The organism is Brevundimonas sp. (assembly GCF_023259385.1).
Lineage (GTDB): Bacteria > Pseudomonadota > Alphaproteobacteria > Caulobacterales > Caulobacteraceae > Brevundimonas.
The window spans coordinates 1-16606 of the sequence record NZ_JAHFPF010000048.1; the positions used below are offsets into that span (position 1 = coordinate 1).

Annotated in this window: 20 protein-coding genes; 7 read left to right on the forward strand and 13 right to left on the reverse strand. The window is 68.9% G+C overall.

The annotated features are described in order from the left end of the window. The coding region (eno, locus tag Q0C81_RS05460; protein WP_291834690.1) for a phosphopyruvate hydratase at positions 1-1058 on the reverse strand (1058 nt) is incomplete at its 3' end. A 113-nt stretch (positions 1059-1171) separates the two neighbouring features. On the opposite strand from eno, the gene Q0C81_RS05465 reads away from it, so the two are divergent. Further along, positions 1172-1585 carry a VOC family protein gene (locus Q0C81_RS05465; RefSeq protein WP_291834693.1) on the forward strand — a complete coding sequence of 138 codons (414 nt, stop codon included), beginning with the start codon at positions 1172-1174 and terminating at the stop codon, positions 1583-1585. On the opposite strand, the gene Q0C81_RS05470 is transcribed toward Q0C81_RS05465, so the two are convergent. The 6 genes from Q0C81_RS05470 to lipA form a co-directional block, all read right to left on the reverse strand. Then, positions 1582-2187 carry a hypothetical protein gene (locus tag Q0C81_RS05470; protein WP_291834696.1) on the reverse strand — a complete coding sequence of 202 codons (606 nt, stop codon included), beginning with the start codon at positions 2185-2187 and terminating at the stop codon, positions 1582-1584. The genes Q0C81_RS05465 and Q0C81_RS05470 overlap by 4 nt on opposite strands. 108 nt (positions 2188-2295) lie before the next feature. Next, positions 2296-2478, reverse strand: a complete 183-nt coding sequence (gene rpmF / locus Q0C81_RS05475) for a 50S ribosomal protein L32 (protein ID WP_259551443.1) — start codon at positions 2476-2478, stop codon at positions 2296-2298. Positions 2479-2609: 131 nt separating this feature from the next. Next, positions 2610-3140 carry a GNAT family N-acetyltransferase gene (locus Q0C81_RS05480; protein ID WP_291834708.1) on the reverse strand — a complete coding sequence of 177 codons (531 nt, stop codon included), beginning with the start codon at positions 3138-3140 and terminating at the stop codon, positions 2610-2612. Further along, positions 3133-4257, reverse strand: coding sequence for an NAD(P)/FAD-dependent oxidoreductase (locus Q0C81_RS05485; protein ID WP_291834710.1), 1125 nt, complete (start codon positions 4255-4257; stop codon positions 3133-3135). The genes Q0C81_RS05480 and Q0C81_RS05485 overlap by 8 nt, the downstream gene beginning before the upstream one ends. Continuing rightward, positions 4254-4709, reverse strand: coding sequence for a type II toxin-antitoxin system RatA family toxin (locus Q0C81_RS05490; protein WP_291834712.1), 456 nt, complete (start codon positions 4707-4709; stop codon positions 4254-4256). The genes Q0C81_RS05485 and Q0C81_RS05490 overlap by 4 nt, the downstream gene beginning before the upstream one ends. A gap of 7 nt (positions 4710-4716) precedes the next feature. Beyond that, a complete protein-coding gene (gene lipA, locus Q0C81_RS05495) occupies positions 4717-5679 on the reverse strand; it encodes a lipoyl synthase (protein ID WP_291834715.1) in 963 nt (320 codons plus the stop codon). Positions 5680-5852: 173 nt separating this feature from the next. Between lipA and Q0C81_RS05500 the strand changes: the two genes are divergently transcribed. Then, positions 5853-7406 carry an AMP-binding protein gene (locus Q0C81_RS05500; protein WP_291834718.1) on the forward strand — a complete coding sequence of 518 codons (1554 nt, stop codon included), beginning with the start codon at positions 5853-5855 and terminating at the stop codon, positions 7404-7406. Between the two features lie 100 nt (positions 7407-7506). Continuing rightward, the gene (locus Q0C81_RS05505; RefSeq protein ID WP_291834721.1) at positions 7507-7902 is read left to right on the forward strand and encodes a DoxX family protein; all 396 of its coding nucleotides are present in this window, start codon (positions 7507-7509) and stop codon (positions 7900-7902) included. Here the strand turns inward: Q0C81_RS05505 and ygiD are convergent, their stop codons facing one another. Then, positions 7903-8658 carry a 4,5-DOPA dioxygenase extradiol gene (ygiD, locus tag Q0C81_RS05510; protein ID WP_291834724.1) on the reverse strand — a complete coding sequence of 252 codons (756 nt, stop codon included), beginning with the start codon at positions 8656-8658 and terminating at the stop codon, positions 7903-7905. It abuts the gene before it with no gap. A gap of 2 nt (positions 8659-8660) precedes the next feature. Beyond that, positions 8661-9263, reverse strand: coding sequence for an NAD(P)H:quinone oxidoreductase (gene wrbA / locus Q0C81_RS05515; protein ID WP_291834726.1), 603 nt, complete (start codon positions 9261-9263; stop codon positions 8661-8663). Between the two features lie 147 nt (positions 9264-9410). Here wrbA and Q0C81_RS05520 point away from each other — a divergent pair, with 147 nt between their 5' ends. Next, positions 9411-9788, forward strand: coding sequence for a VOC family protein (locus tag Q0C81_RS05520; protein ID WP_291834728.1), 378 nt, complete (start codon positions 9411-9413; stop codon positions 9786-9788). Here Q0C81_RS05520 and Q0C81_RS05525 read toward each other — a convergent pair. Next, the gene (locus Q0C81_RS05525; RefSeq protein WP_291834731.1) at positions 9785-10240 is read right to left on the reverse strand and encodes a hypothetical protein; all 456 of its coding nucleotides are present in this window, start codon (positions 10238-10240) and stop codon (positions 9785-9787) included. The two genes, Q0C81_RS05520 and Q0C81_RS05525, sit on opposite strands and share 4 nt — an antisense overlap. Continuing rightward, positions 10240-11145, reverse strand: coding sequence for a M15 family metallopeptidase (locus Q0C81_RS05530; protein WP_291834734.1), 906 nt, complete (start codon positions 11143-11145; stop codon positions 10240-10242). The genes Q0C81_RS05525 and Q0C81_RS05530 overlap by 1 nt, the downstream gene beginning before the upstream one ends. A gap of 121 nt (positions 11146-11266) precedes the next feature. Here Q0C81_RS05530 and Q0C81_RS05535 point away from each other — a divergent pair, with 121 nt between their 5' ends. The 3 genes from Q0C81_RS05535 to Q0C81_RS05545 are packed head-to-tail and all read left to right on the forward strand — an operon-like array spanning position 11267 to position 13955. Continuing rightward, positions 11267-12625, forward strand: coding sequence for an MFS transporter (locus Q0C81_RS05535; protein WP_291834737.1), 1359 nt, complete (start codon positions 11267-11269; stop codon positions 12623-12625). Then, positions 12622-13407: a nucleoside triphosphate pyrophosphohydrolase gene (gene mazG / locus Q0C81_RS05540; RefSeq protein WP_291834741.1), complete on the forward strand. Its 786-nt coding sequence runs from the start codon at positions 12622-12624 to the stop codon at positions 13405-13407. The genes Q0C81_RS05535 and mazG overlap by 4 nt, the downstream gene beginning before the upstream one ends. Then, complete coding sequence (locus Q0C81_RS05545; protein WP_291834743.1) at positions 13404-13955, forward strand: DUF1643 domain-containing protein; 552 nt, start codon at positions 13404-13406, stop codon at positions 13953-13955. Before mazG ends, Q0C81_RS05545 begins: the two co-directional genes overlap by 4 nt. On the opposite strand, the gene Q0C81_RS05550 is transcribed toward Q0C81_RS05545, so the two are convergent. Both Q0C81_RS05550 and hflX read right to left on the reverse strand, forming a co-directional pair. Further along, complete coding sequence (locus Q0C81_RS05550; RefSeq protein ID WP_291834748.1) at positions 13952-15589, reverse strand: Na+/H+ antiporter; 1638 nt, start codon at positions 15587-15589, stop codon at positions 13952-13954. The two genes, Q0C81_RS05545 and Q0C81_RS05550, sit on opposite strands and share 4 nt — an antisense overlap. 166 nt (positions 15590-15755) lie before the next feature. Further along, the coding region (gene hflX / locus Q0C81_RS05555) for a GTPase HflX (protein ID WP_291834751.1) at positions 15756-16606 on the reverse strand (851 nt) is incomplete at its 5' end.

The window sequence follows — 16606 nt, forward strand, 5'->3', positions numbered from 1 at the left end:
ATATCGACCGCATCCAGAGTCTCCGAAAGCGTGCCGATCTGGTTGACCTTGATCAGGATCGAGTTGGCCAGGCCTTCGCCGATGCCGGCGGCCAGACGGGCCGGGTTGGTCACGAACAGGTCGTCGCCGACGATCTGGACGCGGTCGCCGAGGCGTTCGGTCAGCAGACGCCAGCCGTCGAAATCATCCTCGGCGCAGCCGTCCTCGATCGAGACGATCGGGAAGCGTTCGCATAGGTCGGCCAGGTAGCCGACCATGCCGTCGGCGTCGAAGGTCTTGCCCTCGCCGGCCATGACGTACTTGCCGTCCTTGAAGAACTCGGTGGCGGCCACGTCCAGGCCCAGGTGGAAGTCCTCGCCCGCCAGATAGCCGGCGGCCTGACCAGCCTTGGTGATGAACTCCAGCGCCGCTTCCGCCGAAAGCAGGTTGGGGGCGAAGCCGCCCTCGTCGCCGACGTTGGTGTTGTGACCCGCGTCCTTGAGGGCCTTCTTCAGAGAGTGGAAGATCTCGGCGCCCATGCGCAGGCCTTCCGAGAAGGTCTCCGCGCCGGTCGGCAGGATCATGAACTCCTGGATGTCGATCGGATTGTCGGCGTGGGCGCCGCCGTTGATGATGTTCATCATCGGCGTCGGCAGCACGCGGGCCGAGACGCCGCCCAGATAGCGATACAGCGGCAGGTTCGAGCTGACGGCGCTGGCCTTGGCGCAGGCCAGGGACACGCCCAGGATGGCGTTGGCGCCCAGGCGGCCCTTGTTGGCCGTGCCGTCCAGGCCGATCAGCGACTCGTCGATGCGGCGCTGGTCTTCCGCGTCCATGCCGGACAGGGCGTCGAAGATTTCGCCGTTGACGGCGTCGACGGCCTTCTGGACGCCCTTGCCGCCCCACAGGTCCTTGTCGCCGTCGCGAAGTTCGACGGCTTCGTGCGCGCCGGTCGAGGCGCCCGACGGCACGGCGGCGCGGCCGAACGAGCCGTCGTCCAGGATCACATCCACTTCCACCGTCGGATTGCCCCGGCTGTCGAGGATCTGGCGGGCGACGATTTCGGCGATGTCGGTCATGGGAGGACTCTGCTGTGCGAGGCGATCAGACGCCGCGTTTAGCCCGCCCTGCCCCGGCACGGCAAGGAACCCGGCTCAACCCGTCATGCGTTAGCTCTTCAAAGGAGCCTCTCATGGAACTGAAACGCGGCCGGCTGATCGACCATGTGCACCTCCGCTCGCCCGACCTGGAGGCCGCGAAGACCTTCTACAAGGCAGTGTTCGAGGCGCTCGGCATCCCCTTCACCGAGGAGGACACCCACCTCTGGGCGGACGAGTTCTGGATCGATGCGGGCGATCAGCCCACCCATGTCCATCTCGCCTTCCAGGCGCCGGATCAGGAGACGGTGCGCCGCTTCCACGACGCGGGCCTGAAGGCTGGAGGCTGGGACAACGGACCGCCCGGCGAGCGGACGATCTACCACCCCGGCTACTACGCCGCCTTCCTGTTCGATCCCGACGGCAACAACATCGAGGCGGTCTATCACGGGCCGGCGGATCGCTCCGCCGACGCCGTGACGCTCACCTTCGAGATGCCAAAGGGTTAGGAACAGCCCTCGACGTATTCGATGGACGGCCCGCCGCCGGCGATCGACTTCACCTTGCCGTCCTGACCGATCTCGTACTTGACGCCGCGCGCGGCAGGGCCGGCGTGGTCGGCGGTGGCCCAGACGGTGATGTATTCGGCGGGCGCGGCCTCGTACTTGTGCGGAACCACCACGGCGGACGCGCCATAGGCGGCCTTCACCGCCGCGGCCTCGTCGCCGATCTTGAAGCCCCGATCCGTGGTCACGGTCGAGGCGCGGGTCAGCCAAACACTGGCCAAGGCTCCGCCGTTGGTCATGACCAGCAGGCCCTCGGGCGCGCGGGCCGGATGGAACATGTCGCAGCTGGCCGGATCGGCGCCGCCGACGGCGTTCGGATTGGAGTCCGCGCCCAGCGCCGCCTCGATTTCGGCGGTCGTCATGCCGATTCGCAGCGGACCGAAGCCATTGGCGGTCAGAACGTTGGACGGCGCTGGGGCCGGGACCTCGGGCGCCGGGGCCGGCGCGGGCTCGGCTGGCGGCGCGGCGGGCTCGGGTGGATTGCAGGCGGCCAGGGCCCCGATGGAGCCGATGACGGCGGTGGTCAGCAGTATACGACGGATCATGGGGCGCTCCAGAAGATGGTCTGGGGCCATAAACGCACGAAAACGGCGCGCGAGGTCATCGCGCGCCGTTAAAATCTTTCGTCCGGCCGAAGCCGGGTCCTCAGAAGACTAGTCTTCCTTCGGGGTCAGAACCTGGCGACCGCGGTAGGTGCCGGTCTTCAGGTCGATGTGGTGCGGGCGCTTCAGCTCGCCCGTGTCCTTGTCCTCGACGTAGGCGTTGGTGCCCAGCGAGTCGTGAGCGCGGCGCATGTTGCGACGCGAGGGCGATACTTTGCGCTTCGGAACGGCCATTTCCGTCTCAATCTTCTGGTCGGGCGCCGGTAAGGGCGCGAAAACAACAGCGGCGGCCCGAACGAGCCGCCAGCGAGCGCGGGCTTATGCATGAACCCGCTGGCGATTTCAAGGCAGTTGCGGCGACAGACCTAGCCGATCGCCTTTTCCATGACGATGAAGCTCAGATCATCCCGCAGCGGCAGGCCGAAACGCGCGTCGCCATAAGGAAACGGCTGGGTTTCGCCGGTGGCCGCATAGCCCAGCCGTTCGTACCAGGCGATCAGGGTCTCACGCTGGGGAAAGACCCAGATGGACACCCGCCGGGCGCCGAATCGGTCGGCCAGGGCCGCCTCGGCCGCGCCGACGAGCGCTCGCCCCAGGCCGCCGCCCTGACTCGTGGGGCTGACGGACAGCATGCCGAAATAGCCGACGCCCTCGCTGCGTCGGGCGATCAGGATGCTGCCGATCAAGTCGTCGCCCCGCCATGCGGTCAACAGGCCCTGCTCCGGATCGGCCAGGATGGAGACCAGCTCCTCGACATCGGTCCGCTGGCCCTCCAGCAGGTCCGCTTCCGTGGTCCAGCCCGCGCGCGACGCCTCGCCGCGATAGGCGCTCTCGACCAGGGCGTGCAGGGCGGGAATATCAGCCGGGGTCGCGTCCCGGATCGTCAGCTCAGTCATGCGCCAACATGTCGGCGACCCGTTCGCCGATGGCAAGGGAACTGGTCAGGCCAGGGCTCTCGATGCCGAACAGGGCCACCAGCCCATCCAGCCCGTGATCGGACCGGTCCCTGAGCTGGAAGTCCGGCTGCGGCTCGCCCGGACCATGCAGCTTGGGCCGGATGCCGGCGTAGTCGGGCGTCAGCGCGCCGTCCGGCAGGCCGGGCCAGAAGCGGCGGATGTAGTGCTCGAACTCCGCCGCCTTGGCGGGATCGACCGAATAGTCCTCGGTCTCGACATAGGCGAGGTCCGGCCCGAACACCCCCTGCCCGCCCAGATCCTTCCGGTAATGGGTGCCCAGCGCGCCGGGGATGGGCGGCGGATAGACCAGCCGCTCGAACGGCGCCTTGCCGGTCAGACGGAAGTAGACGCCCTTGCCCAGACGCCCCTTGGGGATGCGGTCGGCCGGAAAGCCCTCGATCCGCGCGGCGACATCCTGCGCCTGCAGGCCCGGCGCGGTGACCAACAGGCCGCTCGTCAGGGTCGCGCCGCCCTCCCCCGAATCTGGCCCGCCCGCCGTGATCGTGAAGCCGCCGCCCGGCAGGGGCTCGGCGCGTTCGAAGGGGGTGGATACGACGACGGAGCCGCCCGCGTCCTCGATCTCGCCCTGCAGGGCCAGCATGTAGTCGTGGCTGGCGAACAGGCCGCTCTCGGGCGACAGGATGGCCGCGTGGGCGTTCAGACCCGGCTCCAGGGCCCGCGCCTGGGCTCCGGTCAGGTGCTCCAGCCCCTCGACGCCGTTGGCCGCGGCCTGGTCGAAGATGGCCTCGATGCGTTCGACCTCGGCTTCCTCGGTCGCCACGACCAGCTTGCCGCATTTGCGGTAATCGACCTTGTGGCTGTCCAGGAAGCTGTAGAGCAGCCGCCGCCCCTCGACACAGAACCGGGCCTTCAGCGAACCGGTCGGATAGTAGAGGCCGCCATGGATGACCTCGCTGTTGCGAGAGGACACGCCCTGGCCGATGTGCGGCGCCGTCTCCAGCACCAGCACCGTCAGCCCGCGTTTCGCCAGCGCGCGGCCGCAGGCCAGCCCGACCGCGCCGGCGCCCACCACCGTCGCGTCGAAATCGAAGCTCATGCCTTCGGCCCGTAGCGCCGCGCCGCTTCGGCCTCGAAGCTGGACATCAGGGCCGAGACCGCCCGGTCGAAATTGGCCTGCAGCATCCCGTTCAGCAGCGGCGAGCGGAAGGCGAAGTCGATCATGAATTCCACCCGAGTTCCCTTGGGATCGGGGAAGAACTCCCAGCGGTTCTTCAGGTGCCGGAACGGCCCGCGCAGCAGGCCGACCTCGACCAGCGGCCGGTTTTTGTCATGCCGCACCCAGGTCGAGAATTTCTCGGTCAGGAAGGAGAAGCCGACCGAGGCCTCGGCGTCCTCGACGCAAACGCCCGGGCGCTCCTCCCGCCGGTTCCAGGTCCGCATGCCCGTCACCCACTTCACGAACTGGGGATAGGCCTTCACGTCCGCCACCAGCTCGGCCAGCTGATCCGGTTGATAGGGAAGGATTTTCGTGACGCGGTGGACGGCCAAGCGCGGCTCAGCGACCGGTCTGGGCCAGGCGCGCCGCCTTCAGCCGGGCGAAGTCGTCGCCGGCGTGGTGCGAGCTGCGGGTCAGCGGGCTGGCCGACACCATCAGGAAGCCCTTGGCGCGGGCGATCGCCTCATAGGCCTTGAACTCTTCCGGCGTGACGAAGCGCTCGATCGCCGCGTGCTTGCGGGTCGGCTGCAGGTACTGGCCGATGGTGATGAAGTCGACGCCGGCGGACCGCATGTCGTCCATCACCTGCATGACCTCTTCCTTGGTCTCGCCCAGGCCGACCATGATGCCGGACTTGGTGAACTGGTTCGGGTCACGCTCCTTGACCATCTGCAGCAGGCGCAGGGAGTGGAAGTAGCGGGCGCCGGGCCGGATCTTCAGATACAGGCGCGGAACGGTCTCGAGGTTGTGGTTGAAGACGTCGGGCGTGGCGTCGATCATCACCTCGGCCGCCCCGTCCTTGCGCAGGAAGTCGGGCGTCAGGATTTCGATGGTGGTGTTGGGCGCCTGCAGGCGTATCTGGCGCACCACCTCGGCGAAGTGGGCCGCGCCGCCGTCGGACACGTCATCGCGGTCCACCGAGGTGATCACGACGTGGTTCAGGCCCATCTGGGCGACGGCCAGCCCGACCTTGGCCGGCTCTTCCGGATCCAGCGGCTGGGGCAGGCCTGTCTTGACGTTGCAGAAGGCGCAAGCCCGCGTGCAGGTGTCGCCCATGATCATCAGGGTGGCGTGCTTCTGGCTCCAGCACTCGCCGATGTTCGGGCAGGCCGCTTCTTCACAGACGGTCACCAGCCCCTTGGAGCGGACGATCTCCTTGGTGGCGTTGTACTGGCCCGATCCGGGCGCCTTGACGCGCAGCCAGTCCGGCTTTTTCAGCACCGCGGTCTCCGGGCGGTTCTGCTTTTCCGGGTGACGCAGTTCGGACGGCGTCTTCTTCAACGTGTCGATCAGGGTGACCAAGGCGGGCTCGGGCTCCGAAGGCTTGAAGGCGGTATGTCGTCTTTCCCTGCGGCGAAGGCAAGGCGCGGCGGAACCTCACGCAAGGTAACGCATCTTTTCAAGGTGAACGCCGCGCACTAGTTTCCCCGCTCTAAAGCACGGGCGCGGGACAACGCGCCGACGGAGGATGAGTTTTGCGCGTACCGCTGGAAGCCAAGGTCGGCGAAGAAACCATATTCGACGCCCTGATCGCCGCGCGTGAGACCTATGGCGACAAGGAGATCCTGGAGGACCAGGATCGCAAGCCCCTGACCTATACCGGCCTGATCCGCGCCGCCTTCGTCCTGGGTCGCAAGATCGCCGCGGTAACCGAACTGGAAGAACGCGTCGGCATCCTGCTGCCGTCCAGCATGGGCGTGGTGGTGACCTTCTACGGTCTGCACGCGCACGGCCGCGTGCCGGTGATGATCAACTTCACGGCAGGCGAGCGGAACATCAAGGCGGCGCTGGCCGCCGCGGGCGTGAAGAAGGTCCTGACCGCCCGCCGCTTCATCCAGCAGGCCAAGCTGGACGAGCTGATCGCCGACATTGAGACCGTGGCCGAGATCGTCTGGCTGGACGACGTGCGCGCCTCCATCGGCCTGCAGGACAAGCTGTACGGCCTGATGGCCGGCATGATGCCCAAGCGCTTCGCCGTGAAGGCCGACCCGTCGTCGCCCGGCGTGGTGCTGTTCACCTCCGGCAGCTTCGGCGCGCCCAAGGGCGTGGTGCTGAGCCAGTGGAACCTGGTCGCCAACTGCCGCCAGGTCGCCCAGCACATCCATCTGAAGCCGGAGTGGGTGATGTTCAACCCGCTGCCGACTTTCCACTGCTTCGGCCTGACCGGCGGCGTGCTGCTGCCCCTGCTGCAGGGCATGAAAGCCTTCCAGTACCCCTCACCGCTGCACGCCAAGCAGATCGTCGAGCTGCTGCCGCAGGTGAAGGCCTCGATCCTGTTCGCGACCGACACCTTCCTGAACCAGTACGCCCGCGTCGCCGGGCCGGACGACTTCTCCACGCTCCAGTTCGTGGTCGCCGGCGCCGAAAGGGTGCGCGACGAGACCCACCACCTGTTCAACACCCGCTTCCACGGCCTGAAGCTGCTGGAAGGCTACGGCGCCACGGAAGCGGCGCCTGTGGTGGCCGTGAACCATCCGGACCGCAACCGCCCCGGCTCGGTCGGCCAGATCCTGCCCGGCATGGACTGGAAGCTGGAAGAGGTGCCCGGCATCGCCGAGGGCGGCCGGCTGTACCTGCGCGGCCCCAACGTCATGGAAGGCTATCTGTCCGCCGACGACCCCCGCGCCATCGAGCCGCTCAAGGACGGCTGGCATGACACCGGCGACATCGTCGCCATCGACGACGAGGGCTATATCGAGATCCTCGGTCGGGTGAAGCGCTTCGCCAAGATCGGCGGCGAGATGGTCTCCCTGACCGCCGTCGAGGGCCTGGCCAGCGCCGTCTGGCCGGAATCGCGCCACGCCGTGGTCTCCATCCCCGACAGCCGCAAGGGCGAGAAGCTGGTGCTGGTCACAGACCGCAAGGACGCCGATGTCGCCCGCCTGGCCGAATGGGCCCGCGAGCACGGCGCACCCGAGCTGGCGGTGCCCAAGAAGATCATGCGCGTCGGCGAGGTGCCCGTCCTGGGCACGGGTAAGACGGACTACGTCGCCATCCAGCAGATGGCCGAGGTCGACAAGGCCGCATGATGGGGCCGCATGACCCGGCCTGCCTGATCGGGCCGGCCTGACTTGTCCCCCGCCCGACTCGGCGCAGAGTATCGTTCTCTGAAACGAGAGGGAGGGTTCCATGTTCAACAAGTTCTCCGCCTACCAGCCGCAGCTGCTCAGCGTCCTGCGGATCTTCACGGGTCTTCTGTTCGTCAGCCACGGCACGGCCAAGGTGCTGGGCTTCCCGGCCGTCGACGGCGTGCCGCCCCCAGGCCTCAGCCTGGCCGGCCTGTCGGGTCCGCTGGAGCTGGTGCTGGGCGCCCTGTTCCTGATCGGCCTGTTCACTCGTCCGGTCGCCTTCCTGGCCTCCGGCTTCTGCGCCGTCGGCTACTGGATGGTCCACGCCAAGATGGGCGCGTTCCCGATCGTCAACGGCGGCGAGACCATCGCCCTGTACTGTTTCGTCTTCCTGTATTTCGTCGCCGCGGGCCCCGGCCCGTGGTCGGTCGACAGCGCCATGAAGAAGGGCGGCTGATCAGCCGATCCTGACGCCCGTCATCGAGATCGATCCACCCTCGATGACGTCGTTAACGAAGCTCACGTCGTCGCCCGGCATCCGCTGGGCGGCGACGTAAAGCAGCGGCAGATAGTGTTCGTCGGTCGGCACGCTCAGCTGGGCGTCTTCGGCCAGGCCGACCCAGTCGACCAGGGCGTCGTCGTCGCCGCGCACGAAGGCGGACTTCACCGCCTCGTTGAAATGCACCGCCCAGTCATACGGCTCGCCGCCCGCGCGCTTCCAGGCGCGCAGGTTGTGCACGAAGTCGCCTGACCCGGCGATGATGATGCCCTCGTCCCGCAGCGGCGCCAGACGCTTGGCCAACTCATAGTGACCGCGCGCATCCAGCCGGCGGTTCAGCGACAACTGGACGACCGGCACGTCGGCTTCGGGCCAGACGTGGGCCAGCACCGACCAGGTTCCGTGGTCCAGGCCCCACTGGGTCGTCGGGATCGCGCCGGTCAGCTCCGACACCCGCGCGGCCAGTTCCGGCGACCCCGGCGCGGGATACTGCATCGCGTGCAGTTCCGCCGGGAAGCCGCCGAAATCATGGATGGTTTCTGGCTGCGCCTGCGCCGTCACGCCCAGCCCGCCGGTTTCCCAGTGGGCCGAGACCATGACCACGCCCTTCGGCTTGCCCACGGCCTCGCCCAGCGCGCGCCAGGCGTCCGCGAACGGACCGCCCAGCGCGTTCATCGGGGAACCGTGACCGAAGAAGATCGCCGGCTGCCGCATGATCAGCCGAACAGCTTCTTCGCCGTCTCGGCGACGTAGCGGCCCTGGAAACGGGCGCCGTCCAGCTCGTTGTCGCTGGGCATGCGGGCGCCGGTCCCGCCCGTGATCGTCGAGGCGCCGTAGGGCGAGCCGCCGGTGATCTCGTCCATCGTCTGCTGGCCGCTCCAGGCGTAGGGCAGGCCCGCGATCAGCATACCGTGGTGCAGCAGGGTCTGGATCAGGCCGATCAGGGTGGTTTCCTGACCACCGTGCTGGGTCGCGGTCGAGGTGAACGCCGCGCCGACCTTGCCGACCAGCGCGCCCTTCATCCAGACGCCGCCGGTCTGGTCCCAGAAGTTGCGCATCTGCGAGGCGGCGGTGCCGTAGCGGGTGCCCGCGCCCACGATGACGGCGTCATAATTCTCCAGATCGGCCGCGGTCGCGATCGGCGCGCTCTGATCCAGCTTGTAGCCGCTCTCCCTGGCCAGCTCTTCCGGCACCAGTTCCGGCACGCGCTTGATATCGACCGTCACGCCCTCGATCGAGCGCGCGCCCTCCGCGACCGCCTCGGCCATGGTTTCGATGTGGCCGTAGGTGGAGTGATAGAGAACCAGAACGCGGGCCATAAGGCATCTCCTGAGGGTTTAGATACAGCAACAGTATCAGTGCCCATTTGAGCGGTCGGCCGGTCAGGCGCAAGAGCCCGCCGCAGGAATGTTGCGAAGACCGTTCCGGTTTCCCACGTCCATCCAAACAGGCCGGGAGCAGCCCTCATGTTCGATCATCTTTCCGTCGGCGTTCGTGATCTCGACGCGGCCCGGCGCTTCTACGCCGCCTTCTTCTCGCCCCTGGGCCACGGCGAGGCTGCGGCTTCGGACTCGGAGCTCGCCTTCGGCCCCGGCGGTCTGGTGCGTCAGTTCTTCGTCTATCCGGTGTCAGGCGAACGCGTCGCCGGCCTGGGCAGCCACATCGCCTTCTCGGCCCCCGGCCGCGCCGCCGTGCACGAGGCCTTCGACGCCGCCGTGGCCCTGGGCGCGACCGTCGTCCGCCCGGCCGGAGCCCACCCGGACATCGCCTCGGACTACTACGGCGCCGTGCTGCTGGATCCGGACGGCAACAAGCTGGAGATCGTCGCCGGTACCATGCACTAGGCCCGGTTGATCGGACACACCCGGTCGTAGAAGGCCTGGTCCGTGGGAACGGTCATTCCGCGCGACAGCCGGAAGCGGTGCTCGACCACCATCGCTTGCTGCTCGATGTTCAGACGGTCCCAGTCGCAGTCGGCGGCCAGGGGATAGGCGTAGCTGGCCAGGCTGTCCCCTGCCCCCAGTTTGGCGGTCAGCAGGTTCACGCCGTGCTGCGCCTGCCAGACGTGGGTCAGCTCATGGATGAAGGTCGACTGGCGGCCCAGCGGCGCGGTCGACAGATCGGCCGGCAGCGACCTCTTGGGCCAGACGATCCAGTCCCGCCAGAACCAGCGGCCGGGCACGAAGGCCCGGTCGAACGGCCATGGGGCCGGGAGGAAGCGGATGGTCTCGCACTCCAGGCTGTCCCCGAAGGCCTCGCGAGCCAGCTCGGTCTCGCCCGGCGTCAGCGGCCGCATCAGGGCGGCGGGGGCGCGCCGACGTAGCCGCCGGTCGGGCTGACCCACTCCCAGTGCCAGGGTTCATAGACATAGGGGACGAAGCCGAACCGCCCCGCGTTCCGGACCAGCCAGCGATAGGTCGGGCCGCGCGTCATGTGCAGGCGGCTCACCGCCGAGGTGTTGTCCACCCCCAGCCCGGCGATCTGGCCGACGTAGAGGTCCACGGCCGTTCCGGTCCGGTGCGGCGAACAGGCGGCGCGGCGCAGGCCGTCGCAACTGCCCTGCTGGGCGCAACGGGCGGCGTCGGCCTCGGGGTCCCGGAAGCCGGAGAAGATCTGCAGCAGCTCGGGATCGTTGGCCACCTCGGGCACCTCGGCGCGGGCGGCGGCGACCAGCTCGCGATAGGCGTCCAGCACGTCGCGGCGCAGCAGCCGGGTCAGGCGGTCGGCGTGCTCCTCGGACTCGACCAGATAGCCGAGCTGGTACAGCGGCGGCGGGTCGGGACAGGGCTGCTCGCGCACTCGGGCCATGATGAAGGGCCGCCGCTCCTGCCAGACGCCGCGGAACACCTGGAATGTCGCCGCGTCGAACCAGCCGGTCGGCGGCAGGCCGTGGCTGTACTGGAACTCGGCCAGCGCCCGGGAGAAGCGCGGCGACGCGGGCGCGCAGTCCGTGCCGATCTCCTTCTGGATCAGCGGCAGATAGGTCTCCCAGCCGAACTCGGTCGCGCTGAAGGGCGCCCATTCCATGCGCTGGAAGGAGACGGCGTTGGCGAAGGCCGGGCCGCCCCATTCGACCGGATCGGCCTCGCAGCCGCCGCGCCCCTCCCCACGTTCCTGGGCCGAGGCGGCGCCGGCCAGGCACAGGCCCGCCAGCAGGGCCGCGCTGGCCGCGAGTCTCGACAGGAGGACGCCCCGGATCATGGAGGGATGGTGGCCCGGAGATCATGTCGGCGGCAAGGCCCTTCGCGACCCTCGCGCACGGACGGCAAAGGCGGCATGGTGGCGCGGACGGCGACTCGGGACCGTCGCACCGGACCTGTCCATGACCGACGCCGCTCCGCCCGCCCCGGCTCGCCGCTCCAACGCCGTGCTCGCCGCCTTCTCGACCGTCTGCCTGCCGCTGGCGGCCTTCGGCGTGGCCCTGCCGGTCACCCTGCCGGAGTTCTACGCCACCTTCGTCGGCCTGGAGTTGGGCGTGGTGGCGACGGTGTTCATGGCCGTGCGCCTGATCGACATCACCTTCGACCCCTTCATCGGTTGGGCCATGGACCGGACCAAGACCCGGTTCGGCCGCTACCGCCCGTGGATGGTGGCCTCGACCCCGGTCCTGATGCTTTCGGCCCTGATGATGTTCGTGCTGGTTCAGCCGGGCGCCGGGGCGGCCTATCTCTTCGCCTGGCTGCTGGTGCTCTACCTCGGCTTCTCGATCGCCACCCTGGGCCAGCTGGGCTGGGCCTCGGTGCTGGCGCCGGAATACGACCAGCGCAGCCGGGTCTACGGCTGGTGGCAGGTGTTCAACATCATCGGCGTGATCCTGATCCTGATCCTGCCGACCGTGGTCATCCAGCTGGGCATCGGCACCTACGCCGACGGCGTGCGCATCATGGGCTGGGCCATCCTGATCGCCCTGCCCGTCACCATCGGCCTGACGCTGTTCGTGGTGCCCGAGCCGGTCAACGCCGGCGCCGCGCCGCACGGCGGGCCCAAGGCCTATCTCGCCCTGTTCAAGCGCAAGGCGGTCCGGAAGCTGCTGTTCGCGGACGTGCTTCTGGGCGTGGCGCCGGGCATCACCGGCTCGCTGCTGTTCTTCTTCTTCGGCCAGATCAAGGGCTATGGGCATACCGAGGCCTCGCTGTTCATGCTGCTGTACTTCGTCGCCGGCCTGGTGGGCGCGCCCTTCTGGGCCTGGCTGGCCACGCGGGTGGGCAAGGACAAGGCCCTGGCCATCGCCAGCCTGAGCTTCGCCGGCCTCTACATCGGCGCGACCCTGGTCCCGGGCGGCAACTTCACCCTGACGGCGGCGGTCATGTTCCTGGCCGGCCTGCCCTATGCGGCGGGCCTGTTCCTGCTGCGGGCCATGATGGCCGATGTGGGCGATGAGGTCCGGCTGGAGACCGGCGTGGACCGCACCGGCCTGATGTTCTCCATCCTGTCGGCCACGACCAAGATCGGCCACGTGGTCGCCCTGATCCCCTACCTGATCCTGCAGTGGGTGGGCTTCAAGGCCATCGCGCCGGCGGGGGGCAACAGCGAGATGTCGCTGCTGACCCTGCAGGTCCTGTTCATCCTGCTGCCCGGCCTGCTGCTGGCGGCGGCCGCGCTGGTGCTGAAGAACTATCCGCTGACGCCCGCCCGGCACGACGAGATCCGCCTGGCGCTTGAAGCACGCGACGCCGCATGACGCCTATCGACCGCCTGAACGCCATCATGGCCCGGCTCCGCGCGCCCGTGGGCGGCTGTCCCTGGGACGTGGAGCAGACGTTCGAGACCATCGCCCCCTACACGCTGGAGGAGGCCTATGAGGTCGCCGACGCCATCGAGCGCGGCGACATGGACGACCTGAAGTCCGAGCTGGGCGACCTGCTGTTCCAGGTCGTCTTCCACGCCCGCATGGCCGAGGAGCAGGGCCTGTTCGTGTTCGACGACGTGGCCGACGCCATCGCCGACAAGCTGGAGCGCCGCCACCCGCACGTCTTCGGCGACGAGGCGGCCAAGGCCGACGGCGTGGCGCAGAAGGCCCGCTGGGAGGACATCAAGGCCGCCGAGCGCAAGGCCAAGGCCCAGCACGGGGTGCTGGATGACGTGCCCGTGGGCCTGCCCGCCCTGGCCCGCGCCGCCAAGCTGACCAAGCGCGCCGCCCGCGTCGGCTTCGACTGGCCCTCGACCGACGAGGTCTTCGACAAGCTGGACGAGGAGGTCGCCGAGCTGCGCGCCGAGATCGCCGCCGGGGACCGGGACAAGGCGCGGGGCGAGGTCGGCGACCTGCTGTTCGTCGTCGCCAACCTGGCCCGCAAGCTGGGCGTGGAGCCGGAGGACGCCCTGAGGGGCTGCAACGCCAAGTTCGTGCGCCGCTTCGCCTTCATCGAGGCCGAGTTGGCGAAGGACGGGCGGACGCCGGAGCAGTCGGACCTGGCGGAGATGGACGGCCTGTGGGACGCGGCCAAGGCGGCGGAGCGGGCATGAGCGCTGATCAGCACGATCCTGGCGGCAAGGTCCGGCTGGCGCTGATGCCGGGCGTGAACGGCGACGCGACCTTCAGCCCGGACGGGCGCTATCGCCAGCTGATGCGGCGCTGGCTGGGACCCGAGTTCCCCGAGCGCTACGTCCTGTTCATCGGCATGAACCCTTCGACGGCGGACGCCAGCGTCAACGACCCGACCTGTGCGCGGGAGTGGACCTTCAGCCAGCGCGAGGGGTTCGACGCCATGGTCAAGGCCAATGTCGGGGACTATCGGGCGACCCATCCGAAGATGCTGCTGGAGCCCGGGGTCGAGGCCTCGTCGCCCGACAACCTGCCGGCCATCCGCAAGGCCGCCGCCGGAGCCGGCCTGGTGGTCCTGTGCCACGGCAAGCTGAACAAGGTGCTGGCCCCAGCGGGCAAGGCCCTGATCGAGGCGCTGCGGCGGGACGGGGTGCCCCTGTGGTGCTTCGGGACCAACGCAGACGGGAGTCCGAAGCATCCGCTCTACCTGCGCGGAGACACGCCGCTGAGGCCGTTCGACGCCAGCTAGCTGTACCGCAGCTCCTGCAGGTCGATCTCGCGCATCAGCCGTTTCGCCGTGGTCTCGTCGATCAATTTCGAGCGCGCCAGCTTGCTGAGTTCGATGCGTTCGGCGGCGAGCCCCACCAGACGCAGTTCGCGTTCGACGACATCGGCCTGGCGGGCGGCCTCGAGATCGTCCTCGTCGGTGCGGGTGCGGTTTTCGATGCGGCGGCGGTAGATTTCCATGAGCCGGCTGGCGATGTCGGAATAGAGGTCCGGATTGGGTCGCCCCTCGGCCATGGTGTGGGAGGCGTCCTCAACGGCGCGCAGGGCCGCCATCGCCGCGGCGACCCGACCGTGGTCCTCCTCACGCTGGTGCGAGGGCTCGGGCGGCAGTTCGACGCCCTTCAGCAGCCTGGGCAGGGCGATGGTCGCCACGATCAGCGAGACGATGATCACCGCGGCGGCCAGGAAGATGGCCATGGTCCGCGACGGCATGGGCGAGCCGTCGTCGAGGGTGAAGGGCACGGTCAGGATGCCCGCCAGGGTGATGGCCCCGCGCACCCCCGCCAGCGACATGACCGCGGTCAGGCGCAGGCCGACCCTGGGCGGCGGGCCCTTCTGCCGCTTGCGGAACAGGGTCAGGCGCAGGGAGGTCCACACCCAGATGAAGCGCAGGGCCGCGAGCGCGGCGAAGGTGACGAAGACATAGATCGCCAGCCACCAGACCTCGGGCCGGCTGGTGCCCGCGACCACCTCGGCGGCGCGCGACAGGATCGAGGGCATCTGCTCGCCCAGGATGACGAAGATGATGCCGTTGGCGGCGAACTGGACCGTGTCCCAGACGGCGCCGCGACGGACGCGGGTGACGGCCAGCGCCTGGCCCTTGGCCCCGCCCCGCTCGGTGAAGCTCATGGTCACGCCGGCCGCGACGGCGGCCAGGATACCCGAGGCGTGCACCTTCTCGGCGACCAGATAGGCGGCGAAGGGGATCAGCAGGCTGATCAGGATCTGGGCCCCGACATCCTCGCCCCACCGGCGGCTGACCCAGGCCTTGGCCAGGCTGATGAGCAGCGTCACGCCGACCCCCGCGGCGACACCGGCCAGCGCCAGCCAGGCGAAGCTGGCCACCGCATGACTCAGGACGAAGGTCCCTGTGGAGGCCGCCACGATGGCCAGCCGCATGCAGGTCAGGCCGGTGGCGTCGTTGAGCAGCGACTCCCCTTCGAGGATATGCATCAGCCGCTTGGGGATCGGGGCGCGGGCGGCGATGGCCTGGACCGCGATGGGATCGGTCGGCGACAGGATGGCGGCCAGGGCGAAGGCCACGGCCAGCGGCATCTCCGGGATCATCCACCAGAGGAGGAAGCCGAGACCGACGACGGTGAAGACCACCAGCCCCAGCGCCAGCTCGAGGATCACCGCCCGGTCGCGGAACAGGGCCTCATTGGGAATGCGCCAGCCGTCGAGGAACAGCAGGGGCGGCAGGAAGAGCAGGAAGAAGATATCCGGCTCCAGATCCACCGCCTCGCCGGTGACCAGCACCACCCCCGCCCCCAGGGCGATCTGGACCAACGGCAGAGCGATGCGGGTGATGCGGGCGACCGAGCCCGACACCACCACGGCCAGGAGCAGCAGGAGGGTGGTCTCGATCAGGTGCATCGCGCGTTCTTTCGAACGACGGAAAAAACGGGGTGCGAACAGTGCGAAACCTGCCCGTAAGTCCCTGTTATGTCACGAGTCGAGAATCGCACTGTTCGTCGTGTTCCGCGCCTGAATCATCCTGCGCCGCAGTATGGCACGGCGATGCGGCGAAAACGGACGCCTGTCAGCCGAACTGCCGCTCGAACCGGCCCAGCGCCGCCGGATGCAGGCGCACGGTGACGTGGGTGCGGCCCTCGTCGTCGGTCTCGCGGCCGGTGACCCGGCCGTTCTCATAGAGCCAGGCCAGGGCCTCGCCCTGATGGGGGGCCAGCACCAGCGCGCTCTCGGGATCGTCGTCGATCAGGCCCGCGATGGTCTCGCGCAGGGGATCGATCCCCTCCCCGGTCCAGGCGGAGACGGCCACGGCCTGACCCTGGGCGCGCAGGCGTTCGGCCTGGCCGAGCACGGCCTCGCGGGTCTCGGCGTCGAGCAGGTCGATCTTGTTCCAGACCTCGAGGATGCGGCGTGGCTTGGGTTCGCCGTTGGCGCCCTCGACCATGGGGATCTGTTTCAGCACCGCCTCGACGTCCTTGGCCTGGGCTTCGCTGTCGGCCGAGGCGATGTCGCGGACGTGCAGGATCAGGTCGGCCTCGCCGACCTCTTCCAGGGTGGCGCGGAAGCTTTCGACGAGTTCGTGCGGCAGGTCCGAGATGAAGCCGACGGTGTCCGCCACGATGGCCGGACGGCCCTGCGGCAAGCGGATGGTGCGCTGGGTGGTGTCCAGGGTGGCGAACAGCAGGTCCTTGGCGAAGACCTCGGATCCCGTCAGCCGGTTGAACAGGGTCGACTTGCCGGCGTTGGTGTAGCCGACCAGGGCCACGGTCGGGAACGGGACCTTCTGGCGGGCCTTGCGGTGCAGGCCGCGGGTGCGGCGCACCTCTTCCAGCTCGGCCTTCAGCTTGACGATGCGGTCGGCGATCAGGCGGCGGTCGAGCTCGATCTGGGTTTCGCCGGGGCCGCCGGTCGACCCGGTGC

Bases quoted from the DNA above. Each gene is read 5' to 3' on its own strand.
- Q0C81_RS05480 (WP_291834708.1), bottom strand. From the start codon at position 3,140: ATGACTGAGCTGACGATCCGGGACGCGACCCCGGCTGATATTCCCGCC.
- Q0C81_RS05465 (WP_291834693.1), top strand. From the start codon at position 1,172: ATGGAACTGAAACGCGGCCGGCTGATCGACCATGTGCACCTCCGCTCG.
- Q0C81_RS05530 (WP_291834734.1), bottom strand. From the start codon at position 11,145: ATGATCCGGGGCGTCCTCCTGTCGAGACTCGCGGCCAGCGCGGCCCTG.
- rpmF (WP_259551443.1), bottom strand. From the start codon at position 2,478: ATGGCCGTTCCGAAGCGCAAAGTATCGCCCTCGCGTCGCAACATGCGC.
- Q0C81_RS05525 (WP_291834731.1), bottom strand. From the start codon at position 10,240: ATGCGGCCGCTGACGCCGGGCGAGACCGAGCTGGCTCGCGAGGCCTTC.
- Q0C81_RS05485 (WP_291834710.1), bottom strand. From the start codon at position 4,257: ATGAGCTTCGATTTCGACGCGACGGTGGTGGGCGCCGGCGCGGTCGGG.
- Q0C81_RS05535 (WP_291834737.1), top strand. From the start codon at position 11,267: ATGACCGACGCCGCTCCGCCCGCCCCGGCTCGCCGCTCCAACGCCGTG.
- Q0C81_RS05520 (WP_291834728.1), top strand. From the start codon at position 9,411: ATGTTCGATCATCTTTCCGTCGGCGTTCGTGATCTCGACGCGGCCCGG.
- Q0C81_RS05545 (WP_291834743.1), top strand. From the start codon at position 13,404: ATGAGCGCTGATCAGCACGATCCTGGCGGCAAGGTCCGGCTGGCGCTG.
- Q0C81_RS05550 (WP_291834748.1), bottom strand. From the start codon at position 15,589: ATGCACCTGATCGAGACCACCCTCCTGCTGCTCCTGGCCGTGGTGGTG.
- ygiD (WP_291834724.1), bottom strand. From the start codon at position 8,658: ATGCGGCAGCCGGCGATCTTCTTCGGTCACGGTTCCCCGATGAACGCG.
- mazG (WP_291834741.1), top strand. From the start codon at position 12,622: ATGACGCCTATCGACCGCCTGAACGCCATCATGGCCCGGCTCCGCGCG.
- Q0C81_RS05470 (WP_291834696.1), bottom strand. From the start codon at position 2,187: ATGATCCGTCGTATACTGCTGACCACCGCCGTCATCGGCTCCATCGGG.
- wrbA (WP_291834726.1), bottom strand. From the start codon at position 9,263: ATGGCCCGCGTTCTGGTTCTCTATCACTCCACCTACGGCCACATCGAA.
- Q0C81_RS05505 (WP_291834721.1), top strand. From the start codon at position 7,507: ATGTTCAACAAGTTCTCCGCCTACCAGCCGCAGCTGCTCAGCGTCCTG.